We start from the raw sequence: 18,479 nt of genomic DNA, 5'->3' as shown, positions 1-18,479 counted from the left end.
CCGGTCAGAGCGTGACCGTCCAGCCCCCACGGGCCAGAGTGGTCGCGCCGTCCGGCGTGACGGTCACCCGCGCCCCGTACACGGGCAGTTCGCCGTGCTCGATCCACCGCCACCTGATCCCTTCCAGCAGGGTGTAGAGGCGGCGGGGGCCGCCCTGGTGGACGGTCATGGTTCGGCTGCCGGGTTGGGTGTGCGCGCGGGCCCAGGAGCCGTCGTGGTGCAGCATCCACGTCATCCGGCCGCCGTCGTCGTCGGTGCCGTTGCGGTGCTCGATCCCGGGGGCCGTGAGCGACAGCATGGACCACACCTCCCAGGCCTGCATGACGTCGAGGACCGGGAACGGCGACTGTGTGACGTCGTCCCCGTCCCGTTCCCGGGCCTGCGCGAACAGGGCGTCGAGCTGGGGCGGGTAGTCGTCGCTCGTGCGGGTCGCCATGAACGCGCCCCGGTCCCATTCGACCCGGCCGGCGGCCCCGCCGTCCTCGTCCGTGTCGGCGGTCAGGATCAGCCCCGTACCGGCGAGGGTCGTCACCAGGCGTCCGCCTGGCCGCAGGACGCGCAGCCACGACGCGGGAACGCGCGTCACCGACACTATGGAGACGATCCGGTCGTATTCGCCGGGCAGCTCGGCGCCTGCGTCCTGGGTGAGGATCCCCGGATGGTGGCCGAGGCTGTCGAGACGGTCCGCGGCGGCCTCCGTCAGGTAGGGGTCGACGTCCACGGTCGTCACGTAGTCGTCGCCCAGCCGGGCACATGCCAGGGCCGCGCTGTAGCCGGAGCCGGTCGCGACGTCCAGGAGCGCCTGGCCCTCGAGGAGCTGCGCGTGCGTGAGCATGCTGACGACGAGGCTCGGCAGGGTGCTCGACGACGTGGGCCGCCCGGCGACCGCCTGGCCGTCGGCGGCGTGGTCGGCGTGGACGGGGCCGACCCGGGTCACGAGGGTCTGGTCCGTGTAGGCGGCGTGCGCCCACACCGTCTCGTCTGCGGGGCCGTCGGCGGGCGTCCAGCCGCCGGGGCCGGCCGCATACCAGCGGGGCACGCACATGTGCCGCGGCGTGGCCAGGACCGGCCCCTGCCACGGGGATGCGGGGTGGACCGCCGTGCGGGCGAGGCCGGCGGCGTGCTGCTTCCAGTCCATCAGATGGTGACTCCTTGCAGTTCGTCGGCGATGGCCGCGGCTATCGGCTGCCCGGTGGCGCCCTGGATCCAGTCCCATTGCCCGCACGGGTTCACCTCAAGGAACCACCACTGGCCCGCGGGGTCCACGATGAAGTCGGCGGCCCCGTAGGACAGGTTCAGTCGGAACATGAGGCGCCGCATCGCGGCGGCCACTTCGCCGGGCACCGTCGTGGTGGCGTACGTGAGAGAGCCCTAGTCGGACCGCCAGTCCTCGTGAGCAGCCTCGCTGCTCGCGTGGATCTCGGCGGCGAACATGTGCGGCCCGACGACCGTCAGGCGCACCTCGTGGCTCTTGTCGACCCAGGCCTGGAACAGGTGGGCGGTCGTGGTGACGCCTCGCAGGTCGGCGAGATCATCCGGGGTGAGACGTCGGGTGTAGACGGCTTTCAGCTGGTCGTCTTCGATCAGCACGGGCGACGCCACGGGCTTGCAGATCAGCGGGCCCGGCACGGCGGCCGCGAACTCCCGCACCGAGTCCCGCCGGTTCGTGATCAGCGTGGCCGGGATAGGCAGGTTGGCCCACTTCACGCCGTTGTCCACGACATAGCGCACCGCGTCGAGCATTACGCGGTGGCAATAGCCCTCCGGCCGCCCGCCCCCGCCCCTCCAGCCAGGCCGGAACCGGCAGCAACGGGCGCACCACCCGCCATTCCGCATCCGTCATGTCGGAGCCATAACGCGGGGTGCGGTCCGGCCCGTCCGCCGCGTTGCCGAACCTGTGCGCGAGACAGTCACACGACGGTGGAAGCGAGTTGGACTCCATGCACGCGGACGCGAAAGACTGCGGCAACAGGGGCCTCCTGGTACTCGGTTGGGATCGCACCCCCGAACTACCAAGAGGCCCTGCGGCCATGCGTCGGCCCTCACGCGATCACCCGATCAGGAACCCTGTTCGACCAGGCCAGCCCCGTGATCGATAAGCGGATGACGTCTTAGCACAGACGGCGTGCTGAGATGGCGGGCCGGCGCTCTCTTTGCCGCCGATGCCGAGCTCCGGGGCAAGGTGCGGTTCCACTGATCCGGCGAGGACTCAGCTGTCCGCTTCCTCGAGTGGCAGCAGGAGAATCCATCATGCCTGGCTGCTCTGGTGAACCGATACGATTGATGACCACTTCGGCGTGTGCGTGTCGCTGATCACCAGGGGGAAGCATCGGTGTCCAGCCGTATTCAGTCGTTGCAGCAAGGTGATCCCCGTCGTATCGGCCCCTATCGGGTTGTGGGCCGGCTCGGGTGCGGCGGCATGGGCACCGTCTATGCCGCGCTGAGTGCTGCTGGGGAGCGGCTGGCCGTCAAGGTCGTGCATCCGGCGCAGGCCGCCGACGACGAGTTCCGTGCTCGGTTCCGGCGGGAGGTCCAGTTGTCCCGGCGTGTTACGGGTCCCTGCCTGGTTCCGGTGCTCGATGCCGACCCCGATGCGCCTGCTCCATGGCTTGCCAGCGCTTTCATACCCGGTCCCACCCTCGGCCAGTACGTGGCTGCCAGCGGCCCCCTGGCCGGGGCCCGTCTGCACGCCGTGGCCGCCGGTACAGCCGCCGCATTGTCAGCGGTTCACGAGGCCGGCGTGGTCCACCGGGATGTGAAGCCCCAGAATGTCATCTTGGCCCCTTCGGGACCGATGGTGCTGGACTTCGGAATCGCTCATGCCATGGACGGTACGTCCGTCACCCGCACTGGCGTCATGACAGGCACGCCGGGGTGGATCAGCCCTGAGCATTACCGCACTGGCACAGTCGGCCCAGAGGGCGACGTGTTCGCCTGGGGTGCCCTGGTCGCCCATGCGGCAACAGGGCGTCTTCCCTTCGGCAGCGGTGCTGCGGACGCCGTGGCCTTTCGTGTCCTGTCCACCGAGCCCGCCGGCACCCAGGCCATCAGCGGCCACTTCAACACCGGCGCCGGCTTCAACGACGTCTTGGACTACAACCCCGCCACCGGCAGCGGCGCAGTGCTCTACGGAAGCGGCGACGGATCGACCCTCCTGCCCAACAGCGGCAACCAGGCCAACATCAACTCCACCGCCTTCACCAGCAGCGGCGGAGCCAAGGCCTCCAACATCGCCAGCGGCGGAAGCCTGTACAACACCCTCAACGGCGAGCCCGCCACCGGCTACCCCGACCTGCTCATGATCGTGGGCGGGCAGCTTGTGGACGAGCCCAGCGCCACCTCCCCCGGCACCTTCGTCAGCGTCGACAACGGGGTGCCGCTGAGCGCCACCAACCCCGCCGGCTCCGGTGACTGGACCGGCTGGAGCATCACCCGCAGCCTCATTGACGGGCTGCCCGCACTGTTCGCCCGCAACGCCGCCACCGGCGCGCTGTACTACTACACACCGCAACAGCTGCAAGACCTCGCCTTGGGTAACTCGGTGACACCGCAGCAGGTCGCGAGCAGCGGCTACAGCACGGCAACACTGCCGGTTCTGCAGGCCGCTGACCTGAACGACGACGGCACTCCCGACCTGCGCACCGTCTCCTCCACTGGCGCCAGCACCGCGCGCATCTTCAACGCGGCGGCAGGGACCCTGACCGCACAGACGGCACAGACCCTGATCGCCCCCAGTCACGCCTGGCCGCTCGCCTACCTCGCCGACGGCATTGCGGCCAGCGCCGCCGACACCGCGTCCGGGCTGAACCTCACCGGCAGCGGGGCCGGCGCCACCTGGGACGCCGATGACGTCTTCTCCCCCAACCTGGCCCTTGACGGCACCACCACCGGCGCCATGACGTCGAGCACGGCACTGTCGACGTCTAGCGCCTTCACCCTGTCGGCCTGGGTCAACCCCACAGCCTTGGGCGGCGTCATCGCCTCCCAGGACGGCGTGCACAACTCCGGGTTCCTGCTCTACCCCCAGTCCAACCGGGAATGGGCGTTCTGCCTGGCCACCTCGGATGCCACCCGCAGCTACGACTGCATCTCCGGCGGCAGCGCCATCATCGGCCAGTGGACCCACCTGACCGCCACCTACGACCCGACGACCAAAGCCACGACGCTGTACATGGACGACCGGGCGGTGGCCCGCGGCTCCCACACCGCCGTCTCCGGATCACCGGGAAGTTCACCCTGGGCAACTGCCTCGCCAACGACGCACGCGGCTCGTACTTCAAGGGCAACCTCGCCGACGTCAAGGTGTGGAAAGGCGCCGCGCTCAACGCCGTCCAGGTCGCCACCATGGCCAACATCACCCTCCCCAAGGCCCCGTACACCTTCGCCGACGTCGCCGACGCCGACGGCGACGGCAAGGCCGACCTGGTCTCCGCGGACGCCACCGGCAGCCTGTGGCTCTACCCCGGCAACGGCAACGGCGGCTGGTCCAGCGCCGCCACCTACATCGGCTCCGGCCTGTCCACCCACACCTTCGCCGGCATCGGCGACTTCAACAGCGACGGCTACGCCGACACCGTCGCCATGACCCCCGCAGGCACCCTGCGCCTGTTCCCCGGCGATGTCGGACATGACCTGCTCACACCGGTCAGCAACTTCCCCAGCGGCTGGAGCGGCTACGCCTTCGCCGGCGTCGCCGACTTCAACCGCGACGGCAAAACCGACCTGATCGGCCGCCACCCCGACGGCACACTGAACCTGTTCCCCGGCACCGGCACAGGCGCCAGCCTGGGGACCACCGTGCAGATCGGCACCGGCTGGAGCAGCTTCGCCTTCGCCGGCATCGGCGACTTCAACAGCGACGCCAAACCCGACGTCATCGTCCGCGATACCACCGGCGCCCTGTGGCTGTACCCCGGCAACGGCAGCAACGGCTTCGGCGCCCGCAGCCAGATCGGCACCGGCTGGAACGGCTACACCTTCGCCGGCATCGGCGACTTCAACAGCGCCGGCACCCCCGACGTCATCGCCCGCGACGACGCCACCGGCATCCTGTGGCTCTACCCTTGCTCCGCCACCGCTTTCGGCACCCGCCAACAGATCGGCAGCGGCTGGTAGACACCCCTGCAACCTCCCGGGGCTGTCGGACTCACCATGCCCGACAGCCCGGCCCCCTACCCCCGGGCTCGTTCCCGTCTCGAACCCGCCTGCACCGCCCCCACTTCAGCTACACCTCACACGCCCGGCATCACCAAGGGATGCACGAGCCACCCAAATGGAATGGGAACTCTCGAACACGATGAGCATCAACATCGACCGTTACGCACCGCGCAGAGCGACAAGAGCAGTCTGCGCAGCTGCGCTACTCACATGGGCGCCCGTGGCGTGCGCCAGCACCTCCACGGACGGGTCAGCGACCACTGACACCACGAAGGCATCCTCAGCAGCTGTGACCAAGGCTGCCAAGAGCGCCGTCGGCATCACGTCGCTCCACTACCGCCTCAGCGGGACGGTGCCGGCGAAAGGCCGCGTGACGGCCGACGCATCCATGACGGCGCAACCGCCGGCCATGAGCATGGACCTCAGCACAGCGGCCTCCCAGGGCGAGGGCGGCCAACTGCGGATCCGGTTCACCAACAAGACCATGTACGTCGGCGGTAGCGCGATCCACTCCGAGAAACTGAAAGGCAAACACTGGCTGAGCGCCGCGCCGGCCATCTGGGGACAAGGCGCAGCGGACAACCAGTCCTACGGCGTGCTCCCCAGTCAGCTGCAGGCAAACCCCGCCACGCAGTCCACGCTCCTCAACGGATCCAAAGACCTGCGAGCAGTCGGAACCGAGACAGTCGACGGCGTCACGACCACGCACTACAAAGGAACGGTCAACTACGACGCCCTGAGCGGTGAACGCCTCGATCAGTTCATGCAGCTGGAAGTGTCAGACCCGCTCACCATGGACCTGTGGATCGACAGCAAGGACCGGCCCAAACAGTTCCGACTGCAAGCCGAGCACCACGACGACACGCCCACCGCCAGCGCCGCAGACACGCCACTCGACCTCACCATCACCTTCCTCGACATCAACCAGCCCGCCACCATCAAAGCCCCACCGGCCGACGACACCGCCCCCCTCGCAGCTGACACGCAGCACTGAACGCCACCCAACAACCGCAACAAAGCGACCGCCGTGCGCAGCGTCATCGCCACTGATTTCCCGACGAACACCGCAGCGCCGCCAGCTGCGACGACGCCGGCTCGGGCGAGCAGACCTTGTCCAGCCTCCGACGGGGCGACCGCACAGCGCACCGAACCCAGCTGTACCCGGAGGCCATCGAAACGGCGCACGCCGACTTTGCCGCCCTCCAGCAGCGCGACCGCAGCCCCGCGCAGTTACTCAGCGCTACATGACTGTGGCGGCAGCGATACGAGAACACGGCCGGGTAGTGGAAGACCGTGGCGGCCGGCCGTTGCGGCAGGACCGGGTCGAGCTGCGGTACAGGCTCTGGGGGGCGGCCAGATACGAGACGCTTGGCATGACCGTTCCCAGTCAGAGCAGTGCAACGGGTCATACCTACGACAGCGGATGTACGCCTCGTGACATCGGCCCTCCCCAGCCGCTCGAGCCCGGAGGCTCTGTGCTCGGTGAGGGGTGTGGGTCCTTACGGGGCGGGTGTCGGGTGCAGGGGGGTCGAGCTGAGGTTGTGCTGGTCCTGGGTGCCGAAGGTGGACCACAGGGCTGCGGTGAGCAGGAGGAGCGCGCCGAATACGAGGTAGACGGGCCTGCCTCCGAAGCGGTCGAAGAGGAAGCCGGTGGCGAGGATTGCTCCGGCGCTGACAACGCGGATGACGGCGTCGAGGAGCCCGTGCCAGGTGCCGAGCAGGGTGGCAGGGGCACGGAGTTGGACGAGGATTCCGGCTGACCTGAGGTACACGGTGAAGCCGAGGCCGAAGAGGACGAGGGCGGCCGCGAGGATCCACTGACTCCCCCCGAGCAGCGCCACCGTCAGGGTGCCGGCGCCCGCGAGGGCGGTGGCCCAGCGCAGGCTTGAGTAGACGCCCTGCGGGCCGGCCTTGGCGACGACGAGGCCGCCGATGATGGCTCCGATGGTGGAGAACGCCAGGAAGGAACCGGCGCGGGCCGGTGACATGGCGAAGGTCTCCCTCATGAGTGACAGCAGGGAGAGGATCACCGTCGAGAGGGCGAGCACGGTCAGGGCGTGGAAGGTGAGGAAGCGACGCCAGGCCGGGCTGGAGAGGAGTGTCCTCGCCACCGTGCGGCGAGACGGGAGGAGGGCGGGGGCGGGTTCCTCTTCGAGCGCGGCAGCGCCGGTCGTCGCACCGGAGCCCTGCGCGTGGACGGACTTCGGGTGCGCCGATCCGGGCTGTCGGGCCACGACAGCGATGAAGCCGGCGAAGACGGCCAGAGCGAGGACCTGGAGGCCGGCGGCGACGAGGAGGGCCCGGGAGCCGGGGAGCAGGGCGATGACCAGGCCCGCGACGACCGGGGAGAGCAGTTCGGCGGCCGATCGGATGGTTCCGCCGATGCCCTGGACCCGGACGAGGGTCTTGGCGTCGAGGATCCGCGGCAGGAGGACGAACAGGGCCATCTCCCCGATGTGGTGGACGAGGTCCACCGTTGCCGCCGCGACGACGATCGCCCACAGGTGGGACGAGAGGATCGTGGAGCCGATGCCGATGAAGACGAAAACGCCGATCTTGACGAGGTAGGCCACGATCAGGACGGTCTTGGGGTTGCCTCGGTCCAGTAGGGGACCGGCCGCGACAGAGGCGACGACCTCCACGCCGTAGCCCACGCAGTACACCAGGCCGACCGTGCTGACCAGGCCGGAGAGGTCCAGGGCCAGGTTGGCGAACGCGATGTCGTAGATGCCCTCGCTCAGGGAGCGGGACATGACGAGCACTGCGAAGACCACGAGGAGCAGCGTCAGCCAGCGTGCTGCGGTGGGGGGCGCGGGGCGGCCGGTCCTCGGCTCCTGTTCGGTCGCGGTCACCGGTAGGCCAGCTCTCGGACGACGTTGCCCGCGAGAGCGGCGCCCGGCGCGTCGAAGGTCGGCAGTATTGCGTCGGCGGGGACGGGGACGAAGAGTTCGGGCAGGCGCGCGCCGCGGGCGTCGTGAACGTCGTACTCCACCCGGTAGTGGAGCGTCCCGCTGCGCCGGGCCCGCATGAGCACACCCGGTTCGATCGTCAGGACGGCCCGTGAGTCCTGCGGGAAGGGGAGGATCTGGCTGGCCCCGAAGGTGGGAGAGTCCGCGCGGCGGTCGATGAGCTGGAGTTCCATCTCAGGATTGTCGTACAGCAGCGGGAACAGCTTCAGCGGGAGATGAGGATGGGCAAAAGCTACGGGGCTTGTGCTGTCACAGGGCTGATGACCTGAGGTGCTTCCCCTTGCTGGTGCCATGGTCGAGGCCTGCTCGCACCGGCGTGCACCGTGGTTGTCCGCTCTGAAGGGCACAGCGAGGGCACGGCGTCGCCGGTGATGGCCCCAGGAGGGGTCCGTCGACTCGCCGCTCCGCCCGCCCTGTCCCGGGACGGGGCGGGGCGGGGCGGGCGGAGCGGGCTACGCCGTTAGCGGGCGCTCGTGGTGGTGATGTCGGCGATGTGGTTATACCGCTCCACCAGCACGAAAAGCTTGGTCATCTGCGTGGTCTCCCCGCTGCCGAAGGTCAGGGTGACGATGACCTCATGGCTATGACCCACGGTGCCGTTGTCGGTCACTGTCCACCTCGCCGGGATGTTTTGGGCACGCAGGACGCCGTCCGCCCCGTTCTTCTTCTCCCAGACCGCCAGCCGCTTGGCGAAGTCGGGCGTCAGGTAGTGCTTGCGGAGTGCCGTGGCCAACGTGACGTCCGGGTCGGTGTAATCGCCCTTCGCGTCGATGTACGCGCCGTAGAAGTCGGCAACCCGGGTCACCACTTGGCCGGACCTGCCGCTGACCGACTGCGGTGCGGCGGTGGACGCCTTCGCGGGGGCACGGACAGCCGCCTGTGCCGACACGTGTGTCGACACACCGAGGCCGACAGCCAAGACGAGGCAGGCGGCGACGGCCGCGCGGCGGCCCTGACGACGGTATGCGGGGGGCTTCCTGTTCATGTATGTCTTCCTCTTCTGATCCGTATGTGGTTGCTCTCGGCCGGTTCCGGCTTGGTGCCGAAGGCGCCTGCCGATCTGTCGCTACCTCGTCCGCGTCCGATTCGAGGACGGGACGGCCTGGCTGCCCGATCGGACAGGAGTCGGCCCGGTGTCTTCGCCCCAGGGCCGTCATGTGGCGGCGGGCGCCGCGGGGTGCAGAACGCCGCACCTGCAACGGTGGAACCGTCCCATCGCTGCTGAACCGCGGAAGTGGCCGCCGGCTGTTCGAGCAGTCAGCAGGTGGAACTGCTGGAGATCCTGATTCCGGTGACGCTGTAAGCGTTCGTGAACACGGTTCGGGAATTCGGCCCCAGACAGATCGAGGTCCCGTCCTGGAGCCGTAGATACGCCACGTCGTCGTTCCGGGTGTTCACGACGTAGTAGTGCGGCCGGGGCCTGACCGTCTGGTAGGAACCGGTGACATCGCGGTACGTCGTGATCGGGGTGCCAGCGTTCCAGGCGTGCTCGTCCACGTAGAAGCAGACATAGGGGTACGGGCAGCCGTTGGTGGGGGACTCCGCCTGGGCTGCCGATGCGCTGGCCACGGACATGGCTGCGACGGCCACGCCGGCGCCCGCGAGACCTGCCGCCTTTCGGATGACGGACTTCATCAAACCTCCTAGAAACTGAGTGGATCGTCTGACACGGCAGCTGCAGATCGTGATCCGTTGCGGATGCCGCTGGTCAACAGGGCGAGGCCGGCGCTGCGACGAGTACGGCAACCGGCGTCGTGAGCGTGTGTGACGACGTATCAAGCGCGGTGGCCATGGAGGCAACCGTTCATGCATGCGTCTCGGCCGTTGCCGATGCGGTTGCTCGGTCCGGCCCTGGTCGGTGCGACACCAAGAGCATCGGCGGACACCGGAGTCCGGTGCAACGACTGCCGCCCCTTTGGTGACGGTGGAACCATCCCAGCCCATCTGACGTGCAGGGATATGAGTACATGGGATACGGGATCGCGGGCGGACGACGGAGGAACGGTGTCGATGCGGAACGATGTCGAGGAGTTCGCGGCGCTGCTGCGCCGTCTGAAGGACCGTACGGACCGGAGCTACGGCTCCCTGGCACGCCGCCTCAACATGAACACCTCCACGCTGCACCGGTACTGCGCGGGCGAGGCGGTGCCGCAGGACTTCGCGCCCTTGGAGCGGCTCGCGGCCTTTTGCGAGGCGACGCCGAAGGAGCGGCTCGAGCTGCACCGGCTGTGGTTGTCGGCGGTGGCGGCTCGGCAGCGGGTGAGTACAGCCGGGTCGACGCAGGCGGCGGTGCCGGCACCGGCACCGGACACGGACGGGGCCCTCGTCGAGGAGAGCTGCTCCGCGGAGCAGCCCGGAAAGGATCCAGACCCAGACGAGCACGGCCCCGCTCCCGCTCCCCGCGCCTGGTACCGCCGACGAGTCCTGGTGTCCACCGCCGTCGCCTGCGCGCTGCTCGCCACTTTGGGCAGCGTGTCCGTCCTGTCGAACGACCGCTCCTCCGCCGCGGACGCCTCCCGCCCTGCGGGCCTGCGGACGGCTGACTCCGGTGCACCCCACGGTTCGGCGAAACTGCCGGCCACCGCCTCTCCGGCCCCTTCCGGGAGCTCCACGTCGCCCAGCCCCCGGCAGAAGACCCCCGCTCCGTCCGCCACCGGCAGCGGTCCCGCCTCGGCCACTAAGCCGACCACCGCCCTGCCCCTCGCCTGGAGCACCGACTCCCTGGTCTGGGACAAGGGGTGCGACCACGACTACGTTGTCAACAAGCCGCCCGCACAGGTGCCTCCGCCGCCGGTGGAGCAGGACGCCGGGGTGTGGGCGGCGACCCAGGGTGCGGTGCACGGGCGGCATACGAGGGTGCAGATCTCGGTGCAGGGGCGGTCGTCAACGGCCGTGGTACTGAAGGCACTCCACGTCCGCATCGTCAGCCGCAGCACCCCGGCCGCCGGGAGCGCGTACGCCATGGGCCAGGGCTGCGGCGGCGACCTCGCGCCCCGCCGCCTCACCGTGAACCTCGATGCCGACCGCCCCATCGCCCGCCCGAAGGACGGCGCCGACAGCGAACACACCATCCCGGCCGTGCACTTCCCGTACCGTGTCTCCGCGGAGGACCCGGAGGTGCTGCTGGTCGACGCGACGACACAGACCTACGACGCCCGCTGGTACCTCGAGCTCGACTGGTCCTGCCAAGGCCGCACCGGCACGATCCGCATCGACGACCACGGCCGCCCGTTCCACACCACCAGCATCAAGGGAATGCCGCACTACTGGTACGGCAGGAACGACGCAGACGAGCGTGCCTGGGTCCCCTACGACAGCTAGGCAGTTTCGTTTGGATCACCGGGCGGACCAGAGGAAGATGCCCGCGATGTGGAGTCCGGCCAGGTAGACGGTCGCGGTCTTCTCGTTGCGGGTGGCGATGCCGCGCCACTGCTTCAGGCGGTTGATGCACCGCTCGACGGTGTTGCGCTGCTTGTAGGTCTCGCGGTCGAAGGCCGGTGGCCTGCCGCCGCGGCTGCCCCGACGCGCCCGCGAGCGCTTCTATTAGGTCGCCGGCCGGGTGGTCCTGCCACGGCTCGATGCCGACGGACAGCGAAGCCCCGGAAAGGAGCGCGTGGTGCACGCAACCTGCGGAATCGACTGGGCCGAGGACCATCACGACGTCGCGGTGGTCGCCTCCGGCGCCGACTGCTCGGCAGAATCGTGATCAGCGACGATGCGGCCGGCTTCCAGGACCTGCTGCATCTGCTCGCCGAGCACGGCGACAGCCCGAACGATCCCATCCCGGTCGCGATCGAGACCTCCCGGGGACTCCTGGTCGCCTGCCTTCGGGCCTCCAGCCGCCAGGTCTATGCGATCAACCCAATGGCCGTCGCCCGCTACCGTGACCGGCACGCCGTCTCCCGCAAGAAGTCCGACCACCAGGACGCCGTCGTCCTAGCGAACATCCTGCGCACGGACGCCGAGTTCCACCGTCCGCTGGCAACCGACTCCGACCTGGTCAGGGCGATTGCCGTCCTCGCCAGAGCCCAGCAGGACGCGGTCTGGGACCGCACTCGCGCCCACAACCCGGCTGCGATCACACCTGCGCGAGTACTATCCCGCGATCCTCGAGGCGTTCGCAGCAAAGCGCGACCGGCTGCTGTCCCGAGAAGCCCGCACGATCCTGGCGATCGCCCCTACTCCGGCCGAGGCCGCCCGGCTGACCCGAGGACGGCTGCGGACCGCCGTCACCACAGCCGGCAGCCAACGCCGCATCGACGCCGAGACCGACCGGCTGCCCGAGGTGTTCCGCCGGACCTGGCTCCGCCAACCCGCCCTGGTCGAGGAAGCTACGGGACGGCAGACCCTCGCCCTCCTCGCCCAGTTCGACGCAGCCTGCCAGGCATGCGACGACCTCGCAGCCGACACAGAAGAGCTGTTCCTGGAACACCCCGACGCAGAGATCATCACGAGCTTCCCCGGTCTGGCTGTGCTCACCGGCGCGCGGATACTCGCCGAGATCGGCGACGACCGAAGCCGGTTTTCCCACGCCGGCAATCTGAAGGCCTATGCGGGGAGCGCACCGGTGACCCGGGAGTCCGGCAAGAGCCGCCACGTCACCCACCGCCGGATCAAGAACAGTCGCCTGGCCGCAACCGGTAGACACTGGGCCTTCGCGGCACTGACCGCCTCACCCGGTGCCCATGCCCACTACAACCGAAGGCGGGACAACGGAGACCGCTACGGCTCCTGCTGACGGGGAGGTGGCCCTGGGAATGGCTCGAATCACGGAACGGTACGGCGGATGAGCTCGTGACGGCAGGGGCCAGAACACATCCCTCTTGTCGAAGCACTCACGGGGCTGCTTACACCACGACGGCGACAGCGAACAAGCGTGCCGCCGTACGATCCTCCGCCCCGACCGCGCTGCCGGACGGCTGCCGCACCGGCCTGGTCCACCGCCGCGCCCAAGACCTCTACGAAGCCATCCCCACCCAGCACCACCACGAACGGCCGGTACGAGAACTGCGGGACGTCCTCGCCGCCTGAGCAGCCTCCGAGCCGAGCTGTGTCGTTTCTCCGGTACGACCATTGCACTCACACGAGCGGCGCAACCGCCGTCTCAGGCATGTGTGCCCCAGGTGGGCCGCTACCAACAAGTGCATGTGTACTGCTCTGCTGCGGGGCCCGCCCGCCGCGCTCCTCGCCGTCCTGTCCATCACCACCGTCCCGCCCTCGCCGCGGAGACCGTTCCGCTCACCGAGTCCGTCGCGAGCCTCCCGCTGGCCATCGAGTCTCGCGACGGCCACACCCGCGGCCGTGGCTGCGTGGGCTTGATCCGCTTTGGCGGACATCCGAGATCAGGGGTTCAGCCCCGGGAGGATGTCCATCATGGAGAGCATGGGGAAGAAAAAGCCTCGCCCTCGTCGCTCGTTCACGCCGGAGTTCAAGGCGGAGATCGTCGAGCTGTGTCGACGCGGTGACCGCTCGGTCGGTCAGATCGCCAAGGACTTCGATCTGACCGAGACCGCGGTGCGTGACTGGGTGAAGCAGGCCGAGGTCGATGCGGGCCAGCGGGACGGCCTGACCACCAGCGAACGCGAGGAACTGGCCGCACTGCGGCGGGAGAACCGCCGTCTGCGTGAGGACGTCGACATCCTCAAGCGGGCCACGGCTTTCTTCGCGAAGGAGACCCGGTGACGGTGCACCCGTTCATCGAGGCGGAGAAGCGCGCAGGTCACAGCGTCAAACGAGCGTGTGAGCTGCTGAAGGTCTCCCGGACCGCCTTCTATGCCCGCCGCGCTGCCAAGCCTGGTCCCCGCGCGGTCCGTGACGCCGAGCTGGCGGAACAGATCGCCGACGTTCACACGCGATCGCGGGGAACCTACGGCGCCCCGCGCGTCCATGCCGTGCTCAAGCGGGCAGGCGCCGGATGTGGCCGCCGACGTGTCGCGCGGCTGATGCGGGCTGCCGGACTGCAGGGCCGACACCGCAGACGACGGCACCTGACGACGATCCCCGATCCACGAGCTGCCCTGCGGCCCGATCTCGTCGTCCGGGACTTCCAGCCCGACCCCGCCGGCCTGGATGCCCGCTGGTGCGGCGACATCACCTACATCGCCACGGAGGAGGGCTGGCTCTATCTGGCCACCGTCATCGACATCGCCTCCCGCCGCGTGGTCGGCTGGGCGACGGCCGACCACCTGCGGACCGATCTGGTCGCCGATGCCCTCACGGCCGCCTGCCGGAAGCGCCGTCCCACCCGCCCAGTGATCTTTCACTCGGATCGTGGCTGTCAGGGTGGATTCAACTGGTCGTCGCAACACCCTGATCTCGGAGGTGTGCGACGTGGCTACGGCGGACTGGAGTTTGAAGACCAGCGATGTCCCGGAGGGGCGGCGTCGGCAGTGGCGCGCTGACCGTGCGTTGCGGCCGGCGATGCGTTCGCCGGGGCGGCCTGATCCGTCTCGGGTCGTGCAGCGCCAGTTCTGGCGACTGATCGCCACGGGGGTCACGACGGTGGAGGCGTCGTTGGCGGTCGGCGTGTCGTGGCCGGTGGGTGCGAGGTGGTTTCGTCACGCTGGCGGCATGCCTCCGATCTCGTTGGCCGAGCCCACGGGCCGGTACCTCACGTTCGAAGAGCGCGAGGAGATCGCGATCCTCAGGGCGATGAGCAAGGGCGTGCGCGAGATCGCCCGCGCCCTGGGGCGTGACCCCGGAACGATCTCTCGCGAACTGCGCCGCAACGCCGCCACGCGCAGCGGCAAGCAGGAGTACCGCGCGACGGTCGCCCAGTGGAAAGCACAGCAGGCCGCCAAGCGGCCGAAGACCGCGAAGCTCGCAGGCAACGACAGGTTGCGTGAGTACGTGCAGGACCGGCTCGCCGACAGCATCCGCCGCCCCGACAGCACGATCGTCCCCGGACCCAGGACGCCCGCATGGAAGGGGCTGAACAAGCCGCACCGGCAGGACAGACGATGGGCGACGGCATGGAGCCCGGAGCAGATCTCGCACCGTCTCCATGCCGACTTCCCCGATGATGAGTCCATGCGCATCAGCCACGAAGCGATCTACCAGGCGCTGTTCATCGAGGGCCGTGGCGCGCTCAAGCGGGAGCTGGTCACGTGTCTGCGTACCGGCCGGGCGCTGCGGACTCCCCGTGCACGGTCGCAGAACAAACCGCAGGGGCATGTCACCGCGGACGTCGTCCTCAGCGAACGCCCCGCCGAGGCCACGGACCGCGCGGTCCCCGGACACTGGGAAGGCGATTTGATCATCGGGACGGGCCGCTCCGCGATCGGCACGCTCGTCGAGCGCAGCAGCCGCTCCACGCTCCTGGTGCACCTGCCCCGGCTCGAGGGCTGGGGCGAGAAGCCGCCCGTGAAGAACGGCCCCTCGCTCGGGGGCTATGGCGCGATCGCGATGAACACAGCGCTCACCACGTCGATGACGCAATTGCCTGAGCAGCTACGCAAAACCCTCACCTGGGACCGCGGGAAGGAACTCTCCGCTCATGCCCAGTTCGCCCTCGATACCGGGACGAAGGTGTTCTTCGCCGATCCGCACTCGCCCTGGCAACGACCGACGAACGAGAACACGAACGGGCTGCTGCGCCAGTACTTCCCGAAGGGCACCGATCTCTCCCGCTGGTCGTTCACGGACCTCGAAGCCGTCGCCATGGCGATCAACAACCGGCCCCGCAAAGTCCTGGGTTGGCGGACGCCGACCGAGGTCTTCGAAGAACAGCTACGCTCGCTGCAACAGCCCGGTGTTGCAACGACTGGTTGAACTCGCCCAGTACACCAGCCAACAATTCGCCGCACTGGCACACCAGTTGGGGGTGCGTCTGTCGGTCGGCCGCACCGGACAGTGCTGGGACAACGCACTCGCCGAGTCGTTCTTCGCCACCATCAAGAGGGAGTTGCTCGGCGCCGTCTCCTGGCCCAGCCGGGCCGCCGCCCGCACCGCGATCTTCGATTTCATCGAGGGCTGGTACAACTTGCACCGTCTGCACAGCAGCCTCGGCTATCGCAGTCCCGCCGAATACGAGACCGCACTCGCAGCCTGACCACCACACCTATGGTGTCCGTCAAAGCGGAACAAGCTCAGCGATCTGGCCCCTGACGGAGCCGGTGCTCGCCACGCCAACCGCGGCTTAGGTCCTCCACCAGGCCACATGGGCCGAGCCTCCGAGCCTGCGGGATTACTCAGGGGCGCCCGGGTGTGATCACTTGAAGCCCCTTGGGTGCTGTCACGTTCACTGATCCGTCCGGCGTCAGCGTGACGTCCAGCCGGCTCCCGTTGACTTGGAGTCCGGTTACGGTCAGAGGGGCATAGGCCGCGGCGAAGGTGGGCGCAACCGTCAGCGTGCCTGCGGGCACGTCCGCGTCCAGGCCGAGGGCCGAGCGGAGGACGAGGACCGAGGAGGCGGCTCCCCATGCCTGGGGTCGGCAGGACGCCGGGTAGGGCGCGGGGTTGGTGCCTGCCTCGGCGCCGTGGCCGGTGAAGAGTTCGGGCAGCCGGGCGTCGAATGCCGCAGATGCTGTCAGCAGGCCCGTTGCCAGCGATGCCGCAGCGTCCGGGAAGCCGGCTGTGACCAGGCCATGCACGGCGATCGCGGTGTCGTGGGGCCAGATCGATCCGGTGTGGTAGCCGTAGGGGTTGAAGCCCGCTGCCTCACTGCTGAGTGTGCGCAGTCCGTGGCCGGAGTCGAGGTCCGGTGCACTGAGCCGGGCGGCCAGTAGTGCGCTCTCCTCCTGGTTGAGCAGTCCTGTGCCGAGCAGGTGGCCGAAGCCTGAGGTCACCGAGTCCACCGGCATCCCGTCACGGTCCAGGGCGACCGCTGGGTAAGGGCCGCGTTCATCCTCCACCCAGAAGTGCTTGCGGAAGCGGTCGGCCAGCTGCTGTGCCCACTCCTCCCAGGCGTCCGCGCCCGGGCGCCCGAACGCCCGCAGCAAGGCTGCTCCGCCGCGCGCCGCCTCGTAGGCGTACGCCTGCACCTCCCACAGGGCAATCGGCGCGGCGGCGAGGCGGCCGTCACGGTGACGGATGGCGTCGTCGGAGTCCTTCCAGCCCTGGTTGGCCAGGCCCCGGCCGGTATGGTCGATGTACTTGAGGAAGCCGTCGCCGCTCGCGTCGCCGTGATCGCGCATCCAGGCCAGTGCGGACTCGGCGTGCGGCAGGAGCTGTTCGACCTCCTGGGGGGCCAGGCCCCAGCGCCACGCGTCGTGCAGCAGGGTGATCCACAGAGGGGTGGCGTCCACCGTGCCGTAGTAGACCGGCGGCAGCGCGAACGTGTCGGTGAATTCCTGGGCACCGCGCCGTACTTCGTGCAGCATCTTGCCCGGTTGTTCCTCGGTGGCGGGGTCGACGGCCCGGCCCTGGACAGGCCCTGGTTCCCCCTCACCCTGGCTTCCCCCGTGCCACGCGTCCGCAGCCGGATCCACGCTGCAGCCACGCAGAACAAAGGGAGTTGACTGTGCGGGCCCCTGCGGACGGCTCGTTGCTCGAACCCACAGAGACAGCAACGAACCTGCGCATGAAGGTCATTCGTCGGTAGGACGACAGTCAGGTTCCGGCCCAGCAAGGTGCGGGATTACTCGAACCCGCGCGCTTCCGCGTTCGGCATCCCGGCCCATCCTGCGGCAGGCAGTCCTGACCTGCGCCCCGTCCGTGCGCGCAGCGCCGCCGCCAGGTCCTCCTGGACGTGCTCGCCGACGTCGGCCCGCCGATCGTGCCGGTGTGGTCGACCACGGACCTGGACGAGGCCTTCCTCTGGTTCGAGACGCTCGAAGGCACCGGCGTTGAGGGCCTGGTGGTAAGCCGCTCAAGTCTGGGTATGCGTCGAGCCGAATCTGGTCGAAGGTGAGGCACGCGGACACGGTCGACGTCGCCATGGTTGGCTTCACCGGCACCGCGCGGCATCCGAAGGCGCTCGCCGTACGGCTGTCCGATGGACGCGTCGCGCTGTCCCAGCGGCTGACCACGGCACTCGCCTCCGTCATCGGCCCGCGCCTGATCCCCCAGGCCGGGCGGGCGTTCACGAAGGCTGGCGACTCCTACGCACCCGCCGTCGGTGACGTGACGGTGGAGGCCGTGGCGGGCACGACCCGGCACGCGGTCGTCACCGTGGTCCGGCTGCGCTGACCGGTGCCCCTGTGGATCGGCAGCCGGGAAACTCTGAGCGGGTGGCGAGGGGCACTTGGCAGAATTCGGCGTGTGGTACCAGCACAGCCGACATCGCGGCAGCACCTCATATCCCAGGTCCTGCTCAAAGAGTTCACGATGCCCGAGCCGAAGGGCAGCAGCCGGCAGCTTCTCCCCTTCGACCTGCACTACCCCCAACGCGTGCACAAGCCGATGCCCACCAGC

17 protein-coding genes and 3 pseudogenes are annotated in these 18,479 nt (G+C 69.1%); 11 read left to right on the top strand and 9 right to left on the bottom strand.

Annotated features, from left to right (window positions below; all coding sequences use genetic code 11):
- Positions 1-4: 4 nt before the first annotated feature.
- The 3 genes from QF032_RS39875 to QF032_RS40825 form a co-directional block, all read right to left on the bottom strand.
- Positions 5-1,138 (bottom strand): methyltransferase domain-containing protein, encoded by a 1,134-nt coding sequence (locus tag QF032_RS39875; protein ID WP_307059994.1) that lies wholly within the window; start codon positions 1,136-1,138, stop codon positions 5-7.
- Positions 1,138-1,308 carry a hypothetical protein gene (locus QF032_RS39870; protein ID WP_307059992.1) on the bottom strand — a complete coding sequence of 57 codons (171 nt, stop codon included), beginning with the start codon at positions 1,306-1,308 and terminating at the stop codon, positions 1,138-1,140. The genes QF032_RS39875 and QF032_RS39870 overlap by 1 nt, the downstream gene beginning before the upstream one ends.
- Positions 1,309-1,371: 63 nt before the next feature.
- A complete protein-coding gene (locus QF032_RS40825; RefSeq protein WP_373430451.1) occupies positions 1,372-1,743 on the bottom strand; it encodes a hypothetical protein in 372 nt (123 codons plus the stop codon).
- A 676-nt stretch (positions 1,744-2,419) separates the two neighbouring features.
- On the opposite strand from QF032_RS40825, the pseudogene QF032_RS39860 reads away from it, so the two are divergent.
- From QF032_RS39860 to QF032_RS39850, 3 genes and pseudogenes are all read left to right on the top strand, one after another.
- Positions 2,420-4,231: pseudogene (locus QF032_RS39860) on the top strand (protein kinase domain-containing protein); the annotation flags it as partial.
- Between the two features lie 113 nt (positions 4,232-4,344).
- Entirely contained in the window at positions 4,345-5,115 is a 771-nt protein-coding gene (locus QF032_RS39855; protein WP_307059990.1) for an FG-GAP repeat domain-containing protein, read from the top strand.
- Between the two features lie 331 nt (positions 5,116-5,446).
- Positions 5,447-6,151, top strand: a complete 705-nt coding sequence (locus QF032_RS39850; RefSeq protein WP_307059988.1) for an LppX_LprAFG lipoprotein — start codon at positions 5,447-5,449, stop codon at positions 6,149-6,151.
- Positions 6,152-6,656: 505 nt separating this feature from the next.
- Here the strand turns inward: QF032_RS39850 and QF032_RS39845 are convergent.
- The 4 genes from QF032_RS39845 to QF032_RS39830 all read right to left on the bottom strand — a co-directional run bounded on the left by QF032_RS39845 (position 6,657) and on the right by QF032_RS39830 (position 9,761).
- Positions 6,657-8,009: an MFS transporter gene (locus tag QF032_RS39845; RefSeq protein ID WP_307049720.1), complete on the bottom strand. Its 1,353-nt coding sequence runs from the start codon at positions 8,007-8,009 to the stop codon at positions 6,657-6,659.
- Positions 8,006-8,299: a hypothetical protein gene (locus tag QF032_RS39840; RefSeq protein WP_307049718.1), complete on the bottom strand. Its 294-nt coding sequence runs from the start codon at positions 8,297-8,299 to the stop codon at positions 8,006-8,008. Before QF032_RS39840 ends, QF032_RS39845 begins: the two co-directional genes overlap by 4 nt.
- Before the next feature lie 287 nt (positions 8,300-8,586).
- Entirely contained in the window at positions 8,587-9,111 is a 525-nt protein-coding gene (locus QF032_RS39835; RefSeq protein WP_307059986.1) for a hypothetical protein, read from the bottom strand.
- Between the two features lie 272 nt (positions 9,112-9,383).
- Entirely contained in the window at positions 9,384-9,761 is a 378-nt protein-coding gene (locus QF032_RS39830) for a hypothetical protein (RefSeq protein WP_307059984.1), read from the bottom strand.
- Positions 9,762-10,136: 375 nt separating this feature from the next.
- Here QF032_RS39830 and QF032_RS39825 point away from each other — a divergent pair, with 375 nt between their 5' ends.
- Positions 10,137-11,447, top strand: coding sequence for a helix-turn-helix domain-containing protein (locus QF032_RS39825; protein WP_307059983.1), 1,311 nt, complete (start codon positions 10,137-10,139; stop codon positions 11,445-11,447).
- Positions 11,448-11,462: 15 nt separating this feature from the next.
- Here the strand turns inward: QF032_RS39825 and QF032_RS39820 are convergent.
- Positions 11,463-11,657 (bottom strand): annotated as a pseudogene (locus tag QF032_RS39820) (IS5/IS1182 family transposase); the annotation flags it as partial.
- Between the two features lie 85 nt (positions 11,658-11,742).
- Between QF032_RS39820 and QF032_RS39815 the strand changes: the two are divergent.
- From QF032_RS39815 to QF032_RS39795, 5 genes and pseudogenes are all read left to right on the top strand, one after another.
- Positions 11,743-12,846 (top strand): annotated as a pseudogene (locus tag QF032_RS39815) (IS110 family transposase); the annotation flags it as partial.
- 662 nt (positions 12,847-13,508) lie between these two features.
- Positions 13,509-13,808 carry a transposase gene (locus QF032_RS39810; RefSeq protein WP_373430450.1) on the top strand — a complete coding sequence of 100 codons (300 nt, stop codon included), beginning with the start codon at positions 13,509-13,511 and terminating at the stop codon, positions 13,806-13,808.
- Positions 13,805-14,527 (top strand): IS3 family transposase, encoded by a 723-nt coding sequence (locus QF032_RS39805; RefSeq protein ID WP_307059982.1) that lies wholly within the window; start codon positions 13,805-13,807, stop codon positions 14,525-14,527. The genes QF032_RS39810 and QF032_RS39805 overlap by 4 nt, the downstream gene beginning before the upstream one ends.
- On the top strand, positions 14,478-15,896 hold the full coding sequence (locus tag QF032_RS39800) for an IS30 family transposase (RefSeq protein WP_444875865.1): 1,419 nt from the start codon (positions 14,478-14,480) through the stop codon (positions 15,894-15,896). Before QF032_RS39805 ends, QF032_RS39800 begins: the two co-directional genes overlap by 50 nt.
- Positions 15,880-16,176 (top strand): integrase core domain-containing protein, encoded by a 297-nt coding sequence (locus QF032_RS39795; RefSeq protein WP_307059981.1) that lies wholly within the window; start codon positions 15,880-15,882, stop codon positions 16,174-16,176. Before QF032_RS39800 ends, QF032_RS39795 begins: the two co-directional genes overlap by 17 nt.
- Before the next feature lie 139 nt (positions 16,177-16,315).
- Here the strand turns inward: QF032_RS39795 and QF032_RS39790 are convergent, their stop codons facing one another.
- A complete protein-coding gene (locus tag QF032_RS39790) occupies positions 16,316-17,446 on the bottom strand; it encodes an amylo-alpha-1,6-glucosidase (RefSeq protein ID WP_307059980.1) in 1,131 nt (376 codons plus the stop codon).
- A gap of 368 nt (positions 17,447-17,814) precedes the next feature.
- Between QF032_RS39790 and QF032_RS39785 the strand changes: the two genes are divergently transcribed.
- Together QF032_RS39785 and QF032_RS39780 are read left to right on the top strand one after the other, a co-directional pair.
- Entirely contained in the window at positions 17,815-17,976 is a 162-nt protein-coding gene (locus QF032_RS39785) for a hypothetical protein (protein WP_307049700.1), read from the top strand.
- Positions 17,973-18,254: a hypothetical protein gene (locus QF032_RS39780; protein WP_307049698.1), complete on the top strand. Its 282-nt coding sequence runs from the start codon at positions 17,973-17,975 to the stop codon at positions 18,252-18,254. The genes QF032_RS39785 and QF032_RS39780 overlap by 4 nt, the downstream gene beginning before the upstream one ends.
- The last annotated feature ends 225 nt before the right edge of the window (positions 18,255-18,479 follow it).

The organism is Streptomyces achromogenes, assembly GCF_030816715.1.
Classification (GTDB): domain Bacteria; phylum Actinomycetota; class Actinomycetes; order Streptomycetales; family Streptomycetaceae; genus Streptomyces; species Streptomyces achromogenes_A.
The sequence above is the reverse complement of the archived record's forward strand: the minus strand, read 5'-3'. Positions and strand labels throughout refer to the sequence as shown.

Bases quoted from the DNA above. Each gene is read 5' to 3' on its own strand.
- QF032_RS39875 (WP_307059994.1), bottom strand. From the start codon at position 1,138: ATGGACTGGAAGCAGCACGCCGCCGGCCTCGCCCGCACGGCGGTCCAC.
- QF032_RS39870 (WP_307059992.1), bottom strand. From the start codon at position 1,308: ATGTTCCGACTGAACCTGTCCTACGGGGCCGCCGACTTCATCGTGGAC.
- QF032_RS40825 (WP_373430451.1), bottom strand. From the start codon at position 1,743: ATGCTCGACGCGGTGCGCTATGTCGTGGACAACGGCGTGAAGTGGGCC.
- QF032_RS39855 (WP_307059990.1), top strand. From the start codon at position 4,345: ATGGCCAACATCACCCTCCCCAAGGCCCCGTACACCTTCGCCGACGTC.
- QF032_RS39840 (WP_307049718.1), bottom strand. From the start codon at position 8,299: ATGGAACTCCAGCTCATCGACCGCCGCGCGGACTCTCCCACCTTCGGG.
- QF032_RS39835 (WP_307059986.1), bottom strand. From the start codon at position 9,111: ATGAACAGGAAGCCCCCCGCATACCGTCGTCAGGGCCGCCGCGCGGCC.
- QF032_RS39830 (WP_307059984.1), bottom strand. From the start codon at position 9,761: ATGAAGTCCGTCATCCGAAAGGCGGCAGGTCTCGCGGGCGCCGGCGTG.
- QF032_RS39825 (WP_307059983.1), top strand. From the start codon at position 10,137: ATGCGGAACGATGTCGAGGAGTTCGCGGCGCTGCTGCGCCGTCTGAAG.
- QF032_RS39810 (WP_373430450.1), top strand. From the start codon at position 13,509: ATGGGGAAGAAAAAGCCTCGCCCTCGTCGCTCGTTCACGCCGGAGTTC.
- QF032_RS39790 (WP_307059980.1), bottom strand. From the start codon at position 17,446: ATGCTGCACGAAGTACGGCGCGGTGCCCAGGAATTCACCGACACGTTC.